The sequence below is a fragment of the Mucilaginibacter sp. CSA2-8R genome, from assembly GCF_038806765.1.
Lineage (GTDB): Bacteria > Bacteroidota > Bacteroidia > Sphingobacteriales > Sphingobacteriaceae > Mucilaginibacter.
Genome location: NZ_CP152389.1, coordinates 3,740,578 through 3,762,322, shown reverse-complemented (window position 1 = coordinate 3,762,322; position 21,745 = coordinate 3,740,578). Strand labels below are relative to the sequence as shown.

The 21,745-nt window shown below is 44.1% G+C and carries 18 protein-coding genes; all 18 read left to right on the top strand.

Going from position 1 to position 21,745, the window contains the following annotated elements:
• Positions 1–127 precede the first annotated feature (127 nt).
• A complete protein-coding gene (locus tag AAGR14_RS16305; RefSeq protein ID WP_342645304.1) occupies positions 128–1,759 on the top strand; it encodes a sodium/sugar symporter in 1,632 nt (543 codons plus the stop codon).
• 70 nt (positions 1,760–1,829) lie between these two features.
• On the top strand, positions 1,830–3,344 hold the full coding sequence (locus AAGR14_RS16300) for a glycosyl hydrolase family 28 protein (RefSeq protein WP_342645303.1): 1,515 nt from the start codon (positions 1,830–1,832) through the stop codon (positions 3,342–3,344).
• 21 nt (positions 3,345–3,365) lie between these two features.
• Complete coding sequence (locus tag AAGR14_RS16295) at positions 3,366–5,564, top strand: alpha-N-acetylglucosaminidase (RefSeq protein WP_342645302.1); 2,199 nt, start codon at positions 3,366–3,368, stop codon at positions 5,562–5,564.
• Complete coding sequence (locus tag AAGR14_RS16290) at positions 5,561–6,682, top strand: DUF5009 domain-containing protein (RefSeq protein ID WP_342645301.1); 1,122 nt, start codon at positions 5,561–5,563, stop codon at positions 6,680–6,682. Before AAGR14_RS16295 ends, AAGR14_RS16290 begins: the two co-directional genes overlap by 4 nt.
• Before the next feature lie 9 nt (positions 6,683–6,691).
• The gene (locus tag AAGR14_RS16285; RefSeq protein ID WP_342645300.1) at positions 6,692–8,986 is read left to right on the top strand and encodes a GH92 family glycosyl hydrolase; all 2,295 of its coding nucleotides are present in this window, start codon (positions 6,692–6,694) and stop codon (positions 8,984–8,986) included.
• Positions 8,987–8,993: 7 nt separating this feature from the next.
• Positions 8,994–9,551, top strand: a complete 558-nt coding sequence (locus AAGR14_RS16280) for a hypothetical protein (protein WP_342645299.1) — start codon at positions 8,994–8,996, stop codon at positions 9,549–9,551.
• 2 nt (positions 9,552–9,553) lie between these two features.
• A complete protein-coding gene (locus AAGR14_RS16275; RefSeq protein ID WP_342645298.1) occupies positions 9,554–10,531 on the top strand; it encodes a tartrate-resistant acid phosphatase type 5 family protein in 978 nt (325 codons plus the stop codon).
• A 300-nt stretch (positions 10,532–10,831) separates the two neighbouring features.
• Positions 10,832–12,511 carry a GMC family oxidoreductase gene (locus tag AAGR14_RS16270; protein WP_342645297.1) on the top strand — a complete coding sequence of 560 codons (1,680 nt, stop codon included), beginning with the start codon at positions 10,832–10,834 and terminating at the stop codon, positions 12,509–12,511.
• A gap of 10 nt (positions 12,512–12,521) precedes the next feature.
• The gene (locus tag AAGR14_RS16265; protein WP_342645296.1) at positions 12,522–13,094 is read left to right on the top strand and encodes a gluconate 2-dehydrogenase subunit 3 family protein; all 573 of its coding nucleotides are present in this window, start codon (positions 12,522–12,524) and stop codon (positions 13,092–13,094) included.
• A 10-nt stretch (positions 13,095–13,104) separates the two neighbouring features.
• The gene (locus AAGR14_RS16260; protein WP_342645295.1) at positions 13,105–14,259 is read left to right on the top strand and encodes a Gfo/Idh/MocA family oxidoreductase; all 1,155 of its coding nucleotides are present in this window, start codon (positions 13,105–13,107) and stop codon (positions 14,257–14,259) included.
• A gap of 3 nt (positions 14,260–14,262) precedes the next feature.
• A complete protein-coding gene (locus AAGR14_RS16255) occupies positions 14,263–15,315 on the top strand; it encodes a sugar phosphate isomerase/epimerase (RefSeq protein WP_342645294.1) in 1,053 nt (350 codons plus the stop codon).
• A 14-nt stretch (positions 15,316–15,329) separates the two neighbouring features.
• Entirely contained in the window at positions 15,330–15,782 is a 453-nt protein-coding gene (locus tag AAGR14_RS16250) for a c-type cytochrome (protein WP_342645293.1), read from the top strand.
• Between the two features lie 6 nt (positions 15,783–15,788).
• Positions 15,789–17,036, top strand: a complete 1,248-nt coding sequence (locus AAGR14_RS16245) for a nucleoside permease (protein WP_342645292.1) — start codon at positions 15,789–15,791, stop codon at positions 17,034–17,036.
• Between the two features lie 45 nt (positions 17,037–17,081).
• The gene (locus AAGR14_RS16240; protein WP_342645291.1) at positions 17,082–17,966 is read left to right on the top strand and encodes a TIM barrel protein; all 885 of its coding nucleotides are present in this window, start codon (positions 17,082–17,084) and stop codon (positions 17,964–17,966) included.
• A gap of 31 nt (positions 17,967–17,997) precedes the next feature.
• On the top strand, positions 17,998–18,870 hold the full coding sequence (locus AAGR14_RS16235; RefSeq protein ID WP_342645290.1) for a sugar phosphate isomerase/epimerase: 873 nt from the start codon (positions 17,998–18,000) through the stop codon (positions 18,868–18,870).
• A gap of 45 nt (positions 18,871–18,915) precedes the next feature.
• Positions 18,916–19,665: a DUF1080 domain-containing protein gene (locus AAGR14_RS16230; RefSeq protein ID WP_342645289.1), complete on the top strand. Its 750-nt coding sequence runs from the start codon at positions 18,916–18,918 to the stop codon at positions 19,663–19,665.
• 400 nt (positions 19,666–20,065) lie between these two features.
• Positions 20,066–20,476 carry a hypothetical protein gene (locus AAGR14_RS16225; protein ID WP_342645288.1) on the top strand — a complete coding sequence of 137 codons (411 nt, stop codon included), beginning with the start codon at positions 20,066–20,068 and terminating at the stop codon, positions 20,474–20,476.
• Between the two features lie 164 nt (positions 20,477–20,640).
• On the top strand, positions 20,641–21,720 hold the full coding sequence (locus tag AAGR14_RS16220; RefSeq protein ID WP_342645287.1) for an efflux RND transporter periplasmic adaptor subunit: 1,080 nt from the start codon (positions 20,641–20,643) through the stop codon (positions 21,718–21,720).
• The last annotated feature ends 25 nt before the right edge of the window (positions 21,721–21,745 follow it).

Here is a 21,745-nt window from a genome sequence, read left to right as displayed (position 1 = left end):
TTAATAAGCGGGGGTTGTTCGTTTATATTCGGCACCATTTATTTATAGTGTGAATGTTTGATAAACCCTGAAAATATGAGTTATTTACAGGGCTAAAAATCCAGCAAAGCAACACTTATAACCAATTATGAGCAAAAACCATTTACAGACGGCCGATATTATTGTATTCTTCATTTATTTTATTGTGGTATCGGCTTACGGTTATTACATCTATCGTAAAAAGAAAGATACCGAAAACCCTCAAGACTTTTTCTTAGCCGAAGGCTCACTTACCTGGTGGGCTATAGGTGCATCATTAATAGCATCCAACATTTCTGCCGAGCATTTTATCGGCATGTCAGGTTCGGGTTTTGCTATGGGGCTGGCCATTGCCAGCTACGAGTGGATGTCTGCCGCTACATTGATTTTGGTAGCCTGGCTGTTCATTCCGCTCTATCTTAAAAATAAGATATTTACCATGCCGCAATTTTTAGCGCAAAGGTATAACAACCAGGTAAGCACCATCATGGCTGTGTTTTGGTTGCTGGTTTATGTATTTGTCAATTTAACTTCTATCATATATTTAGGTGCCATTGCTGTTAATGCAATTTCGGGCCTGTCATTCGGTTTTTGTGTAGTAGCATTGTGTGTATTTTCGGTAATTGTTACTCTGGGCGGTATGAAAGTTATCGGCTACACCGACGTGATACAGGTTATCGTCTTAATAGCGGGTGGCTTAGTTACCACTTACCTGGCGCTTTCAAAGCTGGCCGAAAATTTTGGCTACGGTGAGGATATCATCCGGGCACTCTCGGTACTCAAACAGCAGGCCCCTGACCACCTGCATATGATTTTTGATAAATCGAGTCCACATTATATGGAGTTGCCGGGTACATCAGTAATTATTGGTGGTATGCTCATCAATAACCTGGCTTACTGGGGTTGTAATCAATACATTGTACAGCGTGCTTTGGGCGCTAATTTAAAAACTGCCCGTACTGGTATTTTATTTGCTGCGTTTTTAAAATTGCTGGTTCCGGTAATTGCTGTATTACCAGGCATTATCATGTATGTGCTGCACAACAAAGGCCTTTTTCAGCAGGAAATGCTAGGCGCTACAGGCACGGTAAAACCTGATCAGGCTTATCCAACCTTAATGAATTTGCTGCCGCCCGGACTGAAAGGTGTAGCTTTTGCTGCCCTAACTGCCGCCATTGTAGCCTCGTTGGCTGGTAAAGCAAATAGTATTTCCACTATTTTTTCGCTGGATATTTATCAAAAGTATTTTAACAAGTCGGCCTCTGAGCGTAAGCTGGTATTAACCGGGCGTTGGGCTGTTATTGTTTGTATGTTGATTGCAGCTGTTGTTACTCCAGCACTGCGTTCGCTCGACCAGGTTTACCAATTTATACAAGAGTACGTGGGTTTCTTCTCGCCGGGTGTACTGGCTATATTCATGTTGGGTCTGTTCTGGAAGCGTACCACGTCCGGTGCTGCCATGGCTGCTGCCATATTAACGGTGCCTATTTCAACCGCCTTAAAGTTTTTACCTGTTTGGACTCATGGAGCATTTCCGGATTATCCATTCTTAGACCGCATGACGATCACCTTTGTGGTGGTGGTTATTATGATGGTAGCTATAAGCTTAATCAAACCTAAAGTATACACCTCTGCCATTAAACAACCCGAACGGTCCGACTTCAGTGTTAACCCAGCGTTTATCATCATGGCTGTAATTATTACAGGTGTTTTAACCGCACTTTATACAGTGTATTGGTAGTGTTAAATTTTTATCTATAGTTAGTAAAATGATTAAAAATACTTGTCTGACTTTGCTCGGTGTTATAAGCATGCAATGTTTTACATTAGTAAACAATGCTTATGCGCAAAGTAAAACGTATAATATAGTTAAATACGGCGCATTGGCCGACGGCAAAACTGATAATACCAAGGCCATCCAAAAAACTATTGATGCAGCTTCTGGCAATGGCGGAGGCATGGTGCTAATACCTAAGGGTAACTTTGTAACCGGCGTATTATATCTTAAATCTAACGTTGATTTACATGTAGATAAAGGCGGCGCATTGCTGGCTACCATCAAGCGTATTGATTACGGTCCGCAAAAAGCATCTGCGCTTATTGTGGCTAACGATGTCAATCATGTGGCTATCACCGGACATGGAATAATCGACGGTAGGGGAGACCTGCTGATTAAGGATATTTACCGTATGCTGCGTGTCGGTACCTTAAAGGATGATGAGTGGCAGAAATATAACGACTGGCACCAGATGCGCCCTGCCGAAGATAACCGGCCGCACCTGATTGATTTTAAAAACTGCCGTGATGTAATCATCAAAAATATTACTATTAAAAACGGACTGTGCTGGATACAGGATTACCGCAATTGCGAAAACATGCTAATTGACAGTATCAAGGTAGAAAGTAATACCTTTTTAAATAATGATGGTATTGACTTGGTAGATTGCAAAAACGTGAAGCTGGCTCACAGTTTTTTTAATGTGGCTGATGACGGCATTTGCCTTAAATCTCATGACCCGAAAAGTGCCTGCGAAAATATCGAGATTTATGACTGCCGCGTACGTTCAAGCGCCAGTGCTTTTAAAATGGGTACGGCATCGCACGGCGGATTTAAAAAAATTAAGGTACATAACATTACCGTATATGATACCTACCGCTCTGCCATTGCTTTAGAAACAGTAGATGGCGGCACTTTAGAAGATATAGATATTCGGAATGTAACCGCAACTAATACTGGCAATGCTATATTTTTGCGTTTAGGTCAGCGTAAAAAATCGGCCGATCCTGGTGTTTTGCGCAGAGTGTACATTGGTAATGTAAAAGTACAGGTGCCTGCGGGTAAACCCGATGCAGGCTACCACATGGATGGGCCGGAAGTGCCATTTAAGCATCATGTTTTCCCATCGGCTATTGCCGGTATACCCGGGCACAATGTAGAGGATGTTACCTTAGAAAATATCGAAATTACTTACGAGGGTACTACTGCGAAAGATTACAAAAACTTTAATGTTGCAGACTTAAAAGATATCCCGGAGGTAATCGGCGATTATCCCGAATTTTCGATGTTTGGTGAGCTGCCTGTATGGGGTTTTTATATAAGACACGCCAGCGGTATCAGCTTTAAAAATGTAAAACTTAATTACCAAAAAACCGATTTACGCAAAGCTTTGATTGCTGATGACGTGAAAAAGTTAAATATCGACGGCTTAATTTTGAACAAGTCGCAGACAACCCCCGCCGTTGTTATCAACAATTCGCCTGATGCGTTAATCAAGCAGTTAAACATTGCCGGCAAAGCAAGTAAAAGTATATCCGTAAATCCATAGCCATACTATATTTATTGTTTAATGAAAGTTAGAAAGTTACCAGCACTATTTGCACTCGCTTTATTACCCTTTTTATCTATAGCACAAACCGTTGAACAAACCTCTTATGCTTTAATAAACCGCGTAATTCCGGGTAAGGCAAACTGGTTTAAAGTACAGCAAATTGCTTCTAAAATAGGTAAAGATTATTTTGAGATTGAAAGTAAAAACGGCAAGATTGAACTGCGCGGCAACAACGGCGTAGCGGTTGCGTCGGCCCTGTATTATTACCTTACCGAATACGCGCACTGCCAGATTACCTGGAACGGTACTAATTTAAAATTACCTGCAAAAGCACCGGCTGTAACACGCAAGGTGGTTAAAAATACGCCTTATAATTATCGCTACTACTTAAACTATTGTACCTACAACTACAGCATGAGCTGGTGGGACTGGAAACGCTGGGAAAAAGAAATTGACTGGATGGCTATGCACGGCATTAATATGCCGCTGGCTTTAACCGGGCAGGAGTATACCTGGTATGAGGTATACAAAAGCATGGGCTTCACCGATCAGGATCTAAAAGGTTTTTTTTGTGGTCCTGCTTATTTTTCGTGGTTCTGGATGGGTAATTTAGATGGCTGGGGTGGCCCGCTGCCGGTTAGCTGGATGACCAGTCACCGCGATTTACAGCAAAAAATATTAAAACGCGAAAGAGCTATGGGTATGAAACCTGTGCTGCAGTCATTCACCGGCCACGTACCGGCATCTTTCAAAACCCGTTTCCCGGCGTCTAAATTAAAGCAGACTAACTGGACCAACGGTTTTGACGATACCTACATTCTGGATACCGAAGACCCGATGTTTGAAAAAATTGGTCGTAAGTTTTTAGAAGTGCAAACCCGTTTATACGGCACCGACCATTTATATTCAGCCGATACATTCAATGAAAATGAACCTCCTACTGATGACCCTGCCTACTTGTCGGCCTTAAGCAACCGGATATACCAGGCCATGAGCAAAGCTGACTCGAAAGCTATTTGGGTAATGCAGGGCTGGTTATTTTACAGTGATCGCAAGTTTTGGAAAACTCCTCAGATTAAGGCATTGTTAGAAGCCGTTCCTAACGACCACATGATTATGCTGGATCTGGCTACTGAGATTGAGCCGGTGTGGAAACGTACTGATGCTTACTACGGCAAGCCATGGATTTGGAATATGCTGCACAATTTTGGCGGTAATATTTCGATGTTTGGCCGTATGGAAGGCGTTGCCGAAGGACCGGCCGCTGCCCTCAAAGACCCAGCTTCGGGTAAAATGGAAGGCATCGGCCTAACCATGGAAGCTATTGAACAAAACCCAGTGCTGTATGAGCTGATGACCAAACACACCTGGCAAAATACCTCAATACCTATTGATAGCTGGCTGAATGAATATATATTAAACCGTTATGGCAGCAAAAACCAGCATGCCGTAAATGCATGGCAAGTGCTTAAACGTACAGCCTACAATGGTAAAGACATTCGCGATGGGGCAGAGTCTATCATTACCGGCAGACCAACATTTGACAGTGCCACTGTTTGGACTAAAACCAAACTGAATTATAACCGTAAGGATTTGCTGCCCGCCTGGGACGAAATGATGCTGGCGGCACCTGCCTGTAAAAACAGTGATGGTTTTGGATACGATTTGGTTGATGTAACCCGTCAGGTACTGGCCAACTATGCAGAGCCTCTGCAGCGCAAATGGGTTAAAGCTTACCGTGAAAAAAACAGCGCTGATTTCAAAAAGTACAGCAACGAATACCTTCAGCTGATTACTGATATGGACATGCTGTTAGCTACCCGTAAAGACTTTTTACTGGGCCCATGGCTGACTGATGCCCGTAACTGTGGAACCACAACTGCTGAGAAAAATTTGTACGAAGTAAATGCCCGCGATTTGATTACGCTTTGGGGTGATAAAAATAGCCCATTGCACGAGTATTCTTGCCGCCAGTGGAGCGGTTTGCTCAACGGATTTTATAAAGTGCGGTGGGAGAAGTTTTTTGCAGAAGTTGAGCAGTCTATGAAACAGAAAAAAGAAATGGATGTGCAGGCTTTTGATAAAAGTATCCGTAATTGGGAGTGGGATTGGGTAAATGCACATAACGCTTATCCAACTGCCACAAAAGGCGAAAGTATTTCAGTTGCTCAGCAGCTTTACAAAAAATATCACAACACCATCAAAGCAGCTTTATGAGTGTACCGGTAAAACCAAAGGCCGAAAGGCTGATGTCTTTAGATGCGTTGCGTGGCTTTGATATGTTTTGGATTATCAGCGGCGAGGGGTTAATCCATGCTTTGGCCAAGGCCACGCAATGGCCCGCCCTGTTGTGGATGTCGGGCCAGTTACACCATACCGACTGGGACGGCATTACCTTTTACGATATGATATTCCCACTGTTTTTATTTATTGCGGGCGTAAGTATGCCATATTCTATGCAGGGTAAATTGACTGCTGACGGAAAAGGTAAAATATATGCGACCATGATCCGGCGCACACTAATACTGGTTTTTTTAGGCGTAGTAGTAAACGGCCTTTTTAAGTTTAACGGTTACGAAAATACCCGTTTTGCCAGTGTATTAGGCCGTATTGGTTTGGCTTGGTTTTTTGCAGGGCTCATTTATCTTAATTTCAACCTCAAAGGGCAAATTATATGGTTTTGGGGGATATTGATAGGTTATTGGGCCGCTATGATGTTTATCCCGGTACCTGGTTACGGTGCCGGCGTGCTTACCATGAATGGCAGCTTGGAATCGTATATAGACAGGCTGTTATTACCCGGACGCCTGCATGACGGTGTGCACGACCCGGAAGGTATTTTGTCTACCATACCAGCCATCAGTACAGCTTTGTTAGGCGTTTTCACCGGGCAGTTTTTAAAGTTCATCTCTCCAAACTGGCCTATGCTAAGAAAGGGATTGGTATTAATTGGCGCAGGTATCGTGTTGATTGCTTTAGGATGGTTATGGAACTTTAATTTCCCTATTAATAAGCGTTTATGGAGCAGCTCTTTCGTGTTATATGTAGGCGGCTTCAGTTTGCTGTTTTTGGCAGTATTTTACCTGATTGTTGATGTGGCTAAATTCCGTAAATGGGCGTTCCCGTTTATATTAATCGGCAGCAACTCTATCCTCATATACCTGGCGGCCGAAGGTGCGGTTAACTTTTTGCACACCGCCAATTACCTTTTTGGCGGATTGATCAATTTTGCCCCAATTTTGTGGCAACCGGTATGGACGGCCGCAGCCATCATTGTGGTACAGGTGGCGCTGTTGTATTTCCTTTACAAAAACAAGATTTTCCTGAAAATATAAATCTCCGCTATGTTAAATATCAATAGCACTATTGCTAAACTATGTAGTGGTTTACTTATCACGCTGCTACCGGCTACCCAGCCCGTTAAAGCGCAAACTGCATTGCATCAATATGTTGATCCACGAATTGGATCTGAAGGGGTGGGCCGCGTATTTATCGGCCCGTCATATCCGTTTGGTATGGTAAAACCCAGTCCCGACTGTACGGCCCGGCCAAATAGCGGCTGGCTGCCTGATCCGGCACCGGTTACCGGTTTTGGCCAGGTGCATGTAAGCGGTACTGGTGGTGGTCCTAAATATGGTAATATCCTTATCATGCCGTTTACCGGCAGCCTAATCGGGATCGACCATTCATCTATGCGCCAGGATGAAAAGATGGCCTTGGGTTATTACAGCGTAATGCTCAAAAAGCACAATATCAAAACCGAAATTACCACTGCCGAAAAAGCTTCTTTCTATAAATTTACTTATCCTAAAAACACAGCCAAAGCACTGGCTATTGATGCCGGTTTCTTTTTAGGGGAGCAGCCGGTGCCTGATTCCCGCGAAGCGCAGCAATTTGTAGGTTCTGAAATTGAAGTAATATCTGATACAGAAGTGCGCGGCTATAGCCGCATCAGGGGCGGTTGGAATAACGGCGCGGCTTATACCGTTTATTTTGATGCTGTATTTGATCAGCCTATGCAAAATCTTTCTACATGGAAAGGTGCACAGCTGCATCCGGGCGTTAAGCAGCAATTTGATTCGGGACAAAAAACCGGTGTTCTAATAGCTTTTAAAAAAGGCAGCACTGATACAGTTAAAGTAAAAATCGGTATTTCATTTGTAAGTGAGGGTAAAGCCCAGGAGAACATTGCGCAAGACATCCCTCACTGGAGCTTTGAGAAAACCCTGTCCCAGCTGCAAAGCAACTGGAATGGTTTACTGAGCCGCATTGAGATTAATAAAGATGCAACCACCGAGCAGAAAAAGATGTTTTATACCGGTTTGTATCACACCATGCTGATGCCTGTTAACCGCACGCACGAAAACCCTTTGTGGAATGGTGATGAACCTTACTACGACGACTTTTACGCCATATGGGATACATTCAGGTCATCTAACCCGCTTATTACCTTAATTTCGCCTAAGAGACAAACCGAAATTGTAAATGCGTTGCTCAATATTTATAAGCACGACGGCTACATGCCCGACGCACGCAGCGGTAATTATAACGGCCGCACGCAGGGTGGATCTAATGCCGATGTATTGATAGCCGATGCCTATGCCAAGGGCCTTACGGGAATTAACTATAACGTGGCCCTGGACGCCATGCTGAAAGACGCCACCGTGCCGCCAGGCGGAATTGAAGAAAAAGAAGGCCGGGGCGGTTTGCCTGAGTATAATAAATTAGGTTATGTGCCGTATCACATCCCCCGTGCCGGTAACCGCACCACCGACTATGCCTACGAAGATTATTGCATAGCCATGGTAGCTAAAGGATTGGGTAAAACTGCGGTTTATCAGCGCTTTATTAAACAGGCCGATAACTGGCGCAACCTCTGGAGAGATGATTACACCCAGCACGGCGCAAAGGGCTTCATTATGCCTAAAGATTCGGCCGGGCATTGGTTGGATGATATACCTTACGGTACTTCCAATAATCAGCATCCTACGTTTAAGTATACACCCCTTAGTCATGAGTATCCCTGGTATGTTTGCCATTGGTGCGGCTTTTTTTACGAGGCTACTTCTTGGGAGTATTCCCTGAGCATCCCTCACCAGGTGCCTGCACTGATCGAAAAATCGGGCGGCCGCGAAGCGTTTAAACAACGGTTAGATACTTTATTCGACAAGAAGTTTTACAACGTAGATAATGAACCCTCGTTTTTAACACCCTGCCTGTACCATTGGATTGGTCGCCCGGATTTAAGTACTAAACGCATCCGGCAAATAGTAACCGAAAGTTTTAATACTTCGTCAACCGGTTTGCCCGGTAATGATGATTCGGGTGCGATGTCGTCATGGCTGGCCTTTCAAATGATGGGCTTTTACCCCAATGCAGGTCAGTCTTATTACCTGCTTAATTCGCCTATGCTAAAACAGGTTATCTTGCACCAGGAAAACGGCAAGGATTTTACCATCATCGCTAAAAATTTATCTGCCGGCAATATGTACATTAAATCGGCCAGTCTTAACGGTAAAGATCATAATCAATCCTGGATTCAGCATGCTGACATTGTGAATGGCGGTCAATTGGTTTTTGAGATGACAGACAAGCCCACCAATTGGGGAACACAAATATTACCACCTAATGCTAACTAATAACATCATGAAAAAGCTATTATTTTTTTTATTGTTGGCAGGGCAGGCGCTGGTACTTAAAGCGCAGCAAAACATTTCGGTAAAACAAGGTAGTGTTATTGGATATAATCTTAAACTTCACGGGCAAACCGTTGCCATGGCATTACAGGTAACCCGTTTATCAGACAGCGTAGTATTAGACTGGAAAATACGGAACACAGCCACCGGCCGGTACGTGGCACTACCCAGCGCCGTCAACAAAGCCAATAAGCTAAACTTTGTTCAGCCGGAGCCCAATACAACAGTAACGCTATCCAATCAAACATTCTTTTTTATCTCCAAAGAGGCTTTCAAAAATTTGATAAGCCATAAAAGTTACCAGTACGACAACACCATTTATGACCTTAAAGGCGATGGCAAACCGGAGACAATTACTGTGGATGGAAAAGTCATCAGTGTGTTACATGTGGCTGCACGTAACGAAACCACCGAATACTGGATATTAAATAACCCTGATTTTCCGTTACTATGCCGGATAGCCGGTAACCCTTTAGGGGTTGACGCGGAAATTACCTCATTAAAATAAACATGAAACGCAGAGATTTTGTAATAGGCACTACGCTTTCAGCTTTAGGTGCTTCGCTAATTGCTCCTTTAGAAAGTTTGGCCGAAGAGCAGGTAACATACATTGAAAGCGAAGACCTTTCGGCAAGTGCTGGTTTAACCAACGGTTATCCATTAAACTTTATGGCTATTGGCGACTGGGGCCGTAACGGCGAGTACAATCAGGTAGAAGTGGCTAAACAAATGGGCGATTGGGGAAAGGCCAATCCTAACAATTTTATCATTTCGGTTGGCGACAACATGTATCCTAAAGGCGTTATTAGCGAGCTTGATCCTTTATGGCATTACAATTTCGAAAACGTTTACACTGCGCATTCTTTACAGGTTGATTGGTTTCCGGTGTTAGGTAACCATGATTATGTATCTGATCCTGACGCGCAAATACGTTACTCAAAAGTAAGCCGCCGGTGGAATATGCCTTCGCGTTATTACAGCAAAGAAGTATCCTTGGGCGAGGGCAAAGGCAAAGCCTTGTTTTTAATGATTGATACGCAACCCATCATTTACGATATTAAAGATCAGGAACCTCAAAAGCAACTGGCTTGGATTAATAAAACACTGAGCGAGGCAAGTGCAGACGTGAAATGGAAAATTGTGGTGGGGCATCATCCTTATTATACTGCCGGCCCGCGTGCAAAAAATTATGATACGCTAACTATCCGCAAAGCGATCAGCAATATCTTTGAAAAAAACAAAGTGGATGTTTACCTCGCTGGGCACGATCATTCGCTGCAGCATTTAAAACCCGAGGGACCTACCAATATTTTTATCACAGGTGCAGGGTCTGAGTTAACTGCTGTTACGCCTGGTACGCAGTACAGTAAATTCCAGGCTTCCGAAAACGGCTTTATGTATTTTTCGGTAAGTGCCGAAAAAATGGCAGTCAGGGTAATTAACTACGAAGGCAAGGTGCTGTATAACACCATGCTAAATAAATCATAACAAAAATGCCGGCCAAAAGCCGGCATTTTTGTTTTAACCCAATCGGTAAATCATCTTTGCAATTTTAACTACCAGAATAAAAAAAATTAACATCAGGTGGCAATTAAGTATAAAAAGATATATTTGTTAAGTGACCTTTTGATTTCGAGCTTTTGCTAAATAAGGTGAAATAATGTAAGTAAGGCGCTTACCGTGAGAAGAAGCGCCTGAAAGACGAGGTATTAAGCTCAGTACTTAGTGTGTGTTTTCTGATGATTTGCAAAGGCATTTCATGACCAATTATAACCAATAAACCTTTATATGGCAGATAATACTTATGACGCAATTGTCGTCGGTTCCGGTATTTCTGGTGGTTGGGCCGCCAAAGAATTAACCGAGAAGGGGTTAAAAACATTACTACTCGAACGTGGACGTAACATTGAGCACATCAAAGATTATGTAAACGCTAACAAAGCTCCCTGGGAATTTGAGCACCGGGGTAACCGCACGCAACAGATGATAGAAAACTATCCTGTACTCAAGCGTGATTATGTACTTAACGAAACCAACCTTAATTACTGGGCAAGCGACAAAGACAGCCCTTACATTGAAAAACAACCGTTTGATTGGTTTAGGAGCTATCAGGTAGGTGGCCGCTCGTTAGTTTGGGGAAGGCAGTCTTACCGCTGGCACAACAGCGATTTTGAAGCCAACGCCAAAGACGGTATCGCTGTAGATTGGCCTATCCGCTATGCCGACTTGGCACCCTGGTACAGCTATGTAGAAAAATTTGCAGGTATTTCTGGTAATCGTGACGGCGTTCCGATTTTACCCGACGGCGACTTTATGCCACCCATGGAAATGAACGTGGTTGAAAAAGACGTAGCCAAACGCCTCAAAGAACATTATAAAGGTAACCGGCACATGATCATTGGTCGTACGGCCAACATCACGCAGCCGCACGAGGGTAGGGTAAACTGCCAGTACCGTAACAAATGCTGGTTAGGTTGCCCATACGGCGCTTACTTTAGTACGCAATCAGCTACCTTGCCGGCCGCCATAAAAACAGGTAACCTTACTTTACGGCCATGGAGTATTGTGGTAAAGGTGATTTACGATAAAGATACCAAACTGGCTAAAGGCGTAGAGGTACTGGATGCCGAAACCAATAAAACTTACGAGTACTTCGCCAAAATTATATTCCTTAATGCCTCAACAATTAACACAGCGGCTATACTCATGAATTCGGCTACCGATGTTTGGCCCGAAGGTTTGGGTAGCAGCGGTGGTGCATTAGGGCATAATATTATGGACCATCATCTTAATGTGGGCGCTTCGGGCACAGTTGATGGGTATGAAGACAAATATTATTATGGTCGCAGGGCCAATGGTATTTATGTACCGCGCTACCGTAATCTTAATGGCGAGAAGCGCGATTACATCCGCGGTTTTGGTTACCAGGGCGGTGCCGGCCGCGAGCGCTGGAGCCGTAACATCCCGGAAATGAATATAGGCGCAGATTTTAAAGAAGCCTTGACTGAACCGGGCGCCTGGACCATGGGTATCGGTGGTTTTGGCGAAACGCTGCCTTACCACGAAAATCGCATGTGGTTAGATAAAACCAAAAAGGACAAGTGGGGTATGCCGGTTCCGGTGATTGACGCCGTAGTACGCGACAACGAAAAGAAAATGCGTATTGATATGATGAACGACGCAGCCGAAATGTTGGAAGCCGCAGGCGTAACAAATATTAATAAGTATCAAAACGAAGCTGTACTTGGTAAAGGCATCCACGAGATGGGAACTGCCCGTATGGGGCGCGATCCTAAAACATCAGTATTAAATGGGTTTAACCAAGTATGGGATGCCAAAAACGTTTATGTAACTGATGGGGCGGCCATGACGTCTTCGGCCTGCCAGAACCCATCGCTTACCTACATGGCACTTACCGCACGTGCGGCCAATCATGCAGTTTCTGAACTCAAAAAAATGAATATCTAACCATCAACCTATGGACAGGAGAGAAGCAATAAACCGGGTAGCCTTACTGTTTGGCGGTACGGTTATCGGAGCCGAGTTCTTTTTATCGGGATGTAAAAGCGGCAGTTCTTTTGATACAGACGACCTTTTAGATAAAGACACAGTAGCTTACATGAACCAGATAGGCGAAACTATTTTGCCGCAAACAGCAACGCCGGGTGCAGCTGCGGCTAATGTTGGTGGTTTTATGGCTATTATGGTGCGCGATTGCTATGACACCAACGACCAGAAAGTGTTTAAAGAAGGCTTGAAAAAACTTGACGAAGCCTGCGTTAAAAAGTTCGATAAGGGTTTCATGAAAGCCGAAGACGGTCAGCGTACTGCCTTGCTTAATGAGCTGGATAAAGAGCAAAAAGAATACAGCAAAACCAAAAAGGAAGATGCGCCTAATCATTACTTTACCATGCTTAAGCAGCTGACACTACTGGGATACTTCACCTCAGAAGTTGGATGCACTAAAGCATTGCGTTATGTTCCGGTTCCGGGTAAATATATAGGCGACTATCCGTATATGAAAGGTGACAAAGCCTGGGCCCTGGCTTAAAATATTAATAATGAGATTGAGACTTGGAATGATAGGCGGCGGTCAGGGGGCCTTTATTGGTGCTGTACACCGCATAGCCGCACGCATTGATGATGAGTATGAATTGGTTTGCGGTGCTTTTAGTAGCGATGCCGCCAAATCTAAAGCCAGCGGATTGGCGCTGGGTTTAGCAGAAAGCCGGGTTTATAACTCCTACCATGAATTGATTGATCAGGAAAAAGCACTGCCCGAACATATACGGGTGCAGGTCATTAGTATTGTTACCCCTAACCACGTACACTTTGAGCCTGCTAAACTGGCCCTCGAGAGCGGCTTTGATGTGGTAATTGATAAGCCCGCAACATTTACCTTAGCCGAAGCTAAACAACTGGAAGAGGTGGTAGCCCGTACCGGTAAATCGCTTTGCCTTACACATACTTATACAGGGTACCCGATGGTAAAGCAAGCCCGGCAGTTAATAGCCGAGGGTAAAATTGGCCGGGTACGCAAAGTGTACGTAGAATATCCGCAAGGTTGGTTAAGTGCCTTTGAAGAAGGTAACCAAGACAATAAACAAGCCGCCTGGCGCACCGACCCATCTAAAAGCGGTATAGCAGGGGCTATGGGCGATATCGGCACGCATGCCTTTAACTTGGCCGAGTGCGTAACCGGATTAAGTGTAAGCCAACTGTGTGCAGATATCAATACCGTGGTTGAAGGCCGCAAACTGGATGATGACGGAGCCGTATTGTTAAAGTTTGACAACGGTGCCAGCGGCGTTTTAATGGCTACCCAGATAGCTACCGGAGCCGAAAATAATGTTAAAATAAGGATATACGGTGAGGCCGGAGGCCTGGAATGGCAGCAGGACGATGCCAATTCCCTGATAGTGCGCTACGCCGGTAAACCGAGCGAGATATGGCGTACCGGTGGTGCCTACAACGGCAGCTTCGCCAACTATAACACCCGCACACCCGCCGGTCATCCCGAAGGATACCTCGAGGCTTTTGCTAACCTGTATCGGAATTTTGCACAAACGTTAAAAGCGAAAGCAAAAGGGGACAAGCCTACCGCAGAGCAGATGGACTATCCTGGCATACAGGAAGGGATAAGAGGCATGGCCTTTATTGAAAATGTAATTGCTTCGGGTAAATCAGAACAAAAGTGGACACCATTTAACATCTAAACTATGGTAACTATTAAAGGTCCGGCAATTTTTATCGCGCAGTTTATAGGCAACGATGCCCCTTTTAACAATTTGAAGTCGATTGCCCAATGGGCGGCAGGCTTAGGTTACAAAGGCCTGCAGCTGCCCACCGGCGATGCGCGTTTCATCAACCTGCAAAAGGCCGCCGAAAGTAAAACTTACGCTGACGACTTGAACGGCATTGTTCAGGAAGCCGGTTTACAGATTACCGAATTATCCACCCATACCCAAGGGCAATTGGTTGCCGTAAACCCGGTTTACGACCAGTTGTTCAACGGCTTTGCACCTGTCGAATATCATCAGGATATGAAGGCCCGCCAGCAATGGGCGGTACAGCAAGTTAAATACGCAGCCAAAGCTTCACAAAATCTGGGTTTAAGTTCAAGCGTAACTTTTAGCGGTGCATTGGCCTGGCCATATTTATACCCTTGGCCGCAGCGCCCTGCCGGTTTAGTTAACGAGGCTTTTTATGAACTGGCCCGCCGCTGGACTCCAATACTCAACTATTATGATGAGTGCGGTATAGATCTATGTTACGAGATACACGCCGGCGAAGATCTGCACGACGGTATCACCTACGAGATGTTTTTGGACCGCGTAAATCAACATCCCAGGGCTAACCTACTTTACGATCCGTCGCACTTTGTACTGCAATGCCTGGACTATCTGCAGTACATTGATATTTACCACGAACGCATCAAAATGATGCACGTTAAAGATGCCGAGTTTAACCCAAGTGGCAGGATGGGCGTTTACGGCGGCTACCAAAATTGGATTGACCGCGCCGGTCGTTTCCGCTCACTGGGCGATGGCCAGGTCGATTTTAAGCAGATTTTTAGTAAAATGGCCCAATATGATTTTCCGGGATGGGCGGTGCTGGAATGGGAGTGTGCGCTTAAACACCCCGAAGACGGTGCCCGCGAAGGCGCACAATTTATCAAAGACCACATCATCCGGGTAACCGACCGTGTTTTTGACGACTTTGCCTCGTCGGGTACAGACGCATCCCTCAATAAAAAAATATTAGGACTCTAAAATCTTCATCACCTATGATAAAAAAAGCATTTTTAATTACATCAATAAGCCTTACGGTTGCCGTTATTGCCTCCTGCGGGGGCGGCCAAAAACAAGATAAAGTAAGCGCTGATACCACCCTCGGCAACAACCAGTCGGCCGTGGCGCAAAATAGCAACGCCATTCAGGACACTACGGGTGGCATCGGTACCGAAAATACCGGCACTACCAACGCATCATCATCTAAAGGTGCTGCGCTGATTGCCAAATCTGATTGCCTGGCTTGCCACAAAGAACATGATAAACTAGTGGGCCCATCATATGCAGAGGTTGCTAAAAAATATAATTCGGGCGACGTCGATAAACTGGCCGACAAAATAATTAAAGGCGGTGCAGGCAGCTTTGGCGATATCGCCATGTCGCCGCACCCCATGATTTCGGTAGATGATGCCCGCGAGATCGTCAAATATATACTCACCGTAAAATAACCCATCATGACTGCATCGGTAAAAATAAAGTTGTCGGTAATGATGTTCCTGGAATTTTTTATCTGGGGGGCATGGTTTGTTACTTTAGGTACCTACCTGCTCACCAATTTAAAAACCAGTGCCACTGAGGTGGGGGTAGCTTATCTTACACAATCTATTGGCGCTATTGTAGCGCCTTTCATCATTGGGCTCATTGCAGATAAATATTTTTCTGCGCAAAAAATTTTAGGGGTATTGCATCTTATTGGTGGTGCACTGCTGTGGCTAAGTTCGACAGCCGCCGATTTTTCTGCCTTTTACCCTTATGTATTGCTCTACATGATTGTGTATATGCCGACGCTCGCGTTAGTCAACTCCATATCTTTCAGGCAAATGACCAATCCAAGCAAAGAGTTTCCGCCTATCCGGGTATTAGGAACTTTGGGATGGATCGTGGCAGGTTTTGCTATTGGCTGGTTGGGTTGGGAAAAAACAGGTTCGCTGGCATTAACGTTGAAAACCGCTTCTATAGCTTCGTTTATATTAGGGCTGTTTAGTTTCACGCTACCAGCTACGCCTCCGGTTAAAAAAGAACAGGCTACGTCGCTTAGCGATATTTTAGGCTTGGATGCTATCCGTTTATTGAAAAACCGCTCGTACCTCGTATTCTTCCTGGCATCGGTAGCAATTTGTGTACCGCTGGCATTTTACTATAACTTTACTAACCCCTTCCTTAACGAAGTGGGTATGCAGGGCGCTGCGGGTAAGCAGGCCTTTGGGCAGGTATCCGAGTTGATATTTATGGCACTGATGCCTTTGTTTTTTGTTCGCCTTGGGGTTAAAAAAATGCTGGCAGTAGGTATGTTAGCCTGGGTACTGCGCTATGTGTTTTTCGCTTACGGTAACATCGAATCCAACTACTGGATGCTGATTATGGGCATCGTAATGCATGGAATTTGTTACGATTTCTTTTTCGTGACCGGTCAGATTTACACCGATAACCTGGCGGGCGAACGCTTTAAAAGTGCAGCGCAGGGCTTTATTACGCTGGCTACTTACGGCGTGGGGATGCTGATAGGTTTCTCCATATCGGGGCCTATTGTAGACTCGTATAAAACAGGGGCTAACGCACATAACTGGCAGCAAATATGGTTAATACCAGCCGGCATAGCAGCCGTTGTACTTGTGCTGTTTTTACTGTTATTTAAAGAGCGCCCCGGTCAAGCCAAAACTTCAACCGCTTACGTTGACGAAACGGGTACGCTTAGCCTTTAAACCACGATACATTTTACACAGTCATACCTTTAAATTAAAATTATAATGGCAACCAACCGCAGATCAGCTGTTAAAAACCTGCTGGCAGGTACCGCAGCCTTGTCGGCAACAGGCTTAATAAATATGAATCAAACGCAGGCTGCTCCGTCCGAAGAAAGTACGTCGCTTAAAGGCAACATCAATCACTCCGCCTGCCGGTGGTGTTATAGTGATATACCCTTGGACAAGCTTTGCGCCGAAGGGAAAAAAATAGGCTTGAAAGCTATTGATTTAGTAGGCCCTAAGGAGTGGGACACACTAAAAAAATATGGTTTACATTCATCGATGTGCAATGGTGCCGAAATTAACCTCGTTGATGGTTTTAACGACAAGAAGTTCCACGAAACGCTGGTTAAGCAATACAGCGAGATGATACCGCTGGTAGCTAAAGCAGGTTACACTAATTTAATTTGTTTTAGCGGCAATAAGCGTGGTAAGAGCGATGAGGAGGGATGGGAAAACTGCGTAACCGGCCTAAAGCAATTGATGCCATTGGCCGAAAAGCATAAAGTAGTGTTGGTTATGGAACTTTTGAATAGTAAGTTAAACCATAAGGATTACCAGGCCGACCGTACTTGGTGGGGCGCCGAACTGTGCAAAAAGCTGGGTTCCGAAAACTTTAAACTGCTGTATGACATCTATCACATGCAGATTGACGAGGGCGACATCATTACCAATATTAAGCAATATAACCAGTACATTGCCCACTACCACACCGGCGGCGTACCCGGTCGTAACGAAATTGATAGTACCCAAGAGCTGTACTATCCGGCTATTATGAAAGCGATTGTTGCTACCGGCTTTAAAGGTTATGTAGCGCAGGAATTTGTACCAACGGCAACTGATAAGTTAGCCTCATTGCAAAAATGTGTGCAGATATGTGATGTTTAACATCAGCCGTAAAATATAGACCAACAGGACCATGATAAATAGAAGAGCATTTTTAACACAGGCTGGCCTCATTGGCGCCGGAGTTACTTTATTACCCAAGTTGTCGCTGGCTGCCAGTAACCATGTGGCAGGCATACAATTATATACCTTACGCGAACAGTTACCTAAAGATGTGCGCGGCGCAATTGCCAAAGTTGCCAAAGCCGGATATAGAGAAGTGGAGGTTTTTGGTTACAGTAAACAAAACGGTTTTTGGGGATTGAAACCAGTCGAATTTAAGAAGCTTTTAGACCAGCATGGGCTTAAATCGCCAAGTGGCCATTATGGTATGGATATGTTGCTGGGTGAAGGTAAGTTTGACGAGTTGGATGATGCTGTAGCGGCCGGTAAGATATTGGGGCATCAGTATATCACCATGCCTTATGTTGACGCAAAGTTCCGTAAAACAGGTGCTGATTTAAAAAACGTTGCCGCCAAACTAAACATGGCTGCTAAGAGGGTTAAGGCCGCAGGTTTAAAAATGGCCTACCACAACCACGATTTTGAGTTTATGCCGATTGATGGTACTACACTTTACGAGGTGCTGTTAAAAGAAACTGACCCTGCGATGGTTAGCTTCGAGATGGATTTGTACTGGGTGGTGCGTGCCGGACAAGATCCGGTAAAATGGTTTGAAAAGTATCCGGGTCGCTTTGCCATGGTACACGTTAAAGACATGGACAAGCAAGACAGCAAGCTAAATACCGAAGTAGGTAAAGGTTCTGTTAACTTTAAGCAGATTTTTGCTAAATCTAAACTGGCGGGTATAAAGCATTACATCGTAGAGCAGGAGAATTTTAAGATAGACCCTTATGTAAGTATAACTGAAAGTTGTAATTATTTACGCAATAAGCTTTTGGTATAAATTGTACGACTTATGAATGCAAAAAGAATATTAATAACGTTGTTGATGAGCGCATCGTATTCGGCATTTGCTCAGCAGGGTGCCAAACCCGAAGATACCGAGGTATGGAGTCCGGTTCCGGTAAAAGTTATGCCCGGAAAGTACTTAAGCGTACCACCCCCAAGCGATGCAGTCATATTATTTGACGGTAAAAACCTGAATGAATGGGTATCAAACGCCGACCGCGATAAGCCCGCCAACTGGACGGTTAAAGGCGATGTGCTTACGGTTAATAAAGCCGGTGGTAACATCGAAACCAAACGGCTGTTTACCAGCTACCAATTACATATTGAATGGCGCATACCCGCCAACATCACCGGCGAGGGGCAGGCCAGGGGCAACAGCGGTATATTTTTAGCGTCGTTAGGCAAAGGCGATCCTGGATATGAGTTGCAGGTGCTCGATTCGTACGAAAACAAAACTTATGTTAACGGAATGGCCGGGAGCATTTATAAACAATTTCCTCCATTGTCAAATCCTTCGCGGAAGCCCGGCGAGTGGCAGACTTATGATGTGAACTGGCTGGCACCCGTTTTTAACGAAGATGGCTCTTTAAAAACGCCTGCACGTATCACAGTGGCCTTTAACGGTATTATTGTGCAAAACAACACGGAGCTTCGCGGGCCTACACAGTATATTGGGCAGCCCTCTTACTCCATTAAACATGGTGCAGCGTCTATCAAGCTTCAGGCTCATGGTGATAAAAGCGAACCCATAAGTTTCCGTAACATCTGGGTAAGAGAGTTGAAAAACTGATTTTAAACGGTAGTAAAAAAGTCATTGTAGCCTGAGTGCTGCAATGACTTTTTTTATTGGGTTTAGTTTTGAAATAAATTTATCTGCAAGTAAAATCTGCGTTTTTGCTCTAAAATCGTCGAATAAGTATTCTAAATGCTCAACTTTAGAAGAAAATGTTTGCAACTAAGCCATTTTTATTTTTATCGTATTTACTTTTTTGCTTGCGTAGTATAAGTATTCAATGCACTCATTTTCAGAAAATTAAGTACAAAATTTAGTAATTTAAATTATATTAAATAGTATTCTGTAATAAAAAAGTTGCAGCTGTATTTACGTTGCGTTTACAAATCCGAAACATTTCCACAAAATAATTACGTCTTTTGCATTGCGTTAATCTTTTGTTTACTTTGCGCACTGAATGAAGTGGTTATTTAAATTATTTCTTTCCCTTGGGGTGATACTGCTGTGCGGGCATAGCATGGCTTATGCCAGCTTATGGCAAAGCAGTCACTTCATTGTATCTCATGCCGTAAGAAGTTCAACCGAGGTAAAAAGCAGCATAGTCGAAACAAGATCTGACTTGCAATATTTTCGCCAGTACAAAAGCAGCCGAAACCGTACTTTAGTTGAAAACGTGGAGGATGACAATGACGAAACGGTCAATCATCGTAAAGTTCAAGCTAAAGGCGATTTCCTCAATCCGCATTTTTCGGCGCAGTTGTACGAAGAGGTAAGTAAAAATATCAACCTTACCTATCCTTCACACTGCCTTCTCTCGGTATTCCCTACCTCTAAATTATACATTACCTTCCGGGTTTTCAGAATCTGATTCTGCTCTTTTTATCGGCGTATCATTATCGCCGAGTAATTTTCTATTTATTGTTTTTTTCTAAAAATGCGTTGCTGGCTATCATAAAGTAGCACATCGTGTTTCCCGATCATAACCCTCGTTAAAAACAATTTCAAAATCCTAATTAAATTTCCCAAACTGTCATGAAAGTACAATTCGTGTTTATGGGTTTGTGTGCCTTATTGCTACATACAAGCTGTAAACAACAAAAAGAGCAAAAAGAAGCCGACGCTAAACTTTTAGTTACCAGTCCGTTAAAAATGGACACCACTGTGGTTAACGAGTATGTTGGCCAAATCCGTTCCATTCGTCACATTGAAATCAGAGCTCAGGAGCGCGGCTACCTCGAAAAGAGCTTTGTTGACGAAGGACAGTTCGTAAAAAAAGGTCAGCTATTGTTTCAAATTATGCCCAAGGTTTTAGGCGCCGAAATGCAGAAAACGCAAGCCGAAGTTAACCTGGCGCAAATTGAGTATCAAAATACCAAAAAGCTGAGAGACAGTAATATTGTGGCACCTAACGAATTGGCCATGGCCAAAGCTAAGTTAAATAAAGCTAAGGCCGAGTTGTCATTGAGCCAAACTCACCTGCGCTTCTTATCCATCACTGCGCCTTTCGATGGATATATCGACCGTTTACAAGTTCGGCCTGGTAGCCTGATTGAAGAAGGCGACTTAATGACTACCCTGGCTGATAACAGCAAAATGTGGGTTTACTTTAACGTGCCCGAGGCTGAATATCTGGATTATAAGACCGAAAATAAAAAAGAAAAGCCTGAAGTAAGACTGCTGATGGCTAATCATAAAGTGTTTCAGTACCCTGGCGTGGTTGAAACCATCGAAGCCGACTTTGATAACGAAACCGGAAATATTCCTTTTAGAGCTACTTTTCCTAATCCGCAAGGGTTGTTACGCCATGGCGAAACTGGTAACGTGCAAATGATTGTTCCGCTTAAACAAGCGCTTTTAATTCCGCAAAAGGCAACATTTGAAGTGCTGGAAAAAAAATACGTTTACGTGGTTGATAAAAACAGTCGTGTACAGGCCCGCGAAATTACCATCGGCGCCGACATGAACGATTTGTACGAAGTAACCGCCGGATTATCTCCTGATGATAAAATTTTGCTGGAAGGCCTGAAAAAGGTTACCAACAATGACAAGATCAACTACGAATTCCAGAACATGAAATCTGTAATCGGTCAGCTTAGGTTACCGGCAGAATAATCCACCAGATTAAATCTAAACAACC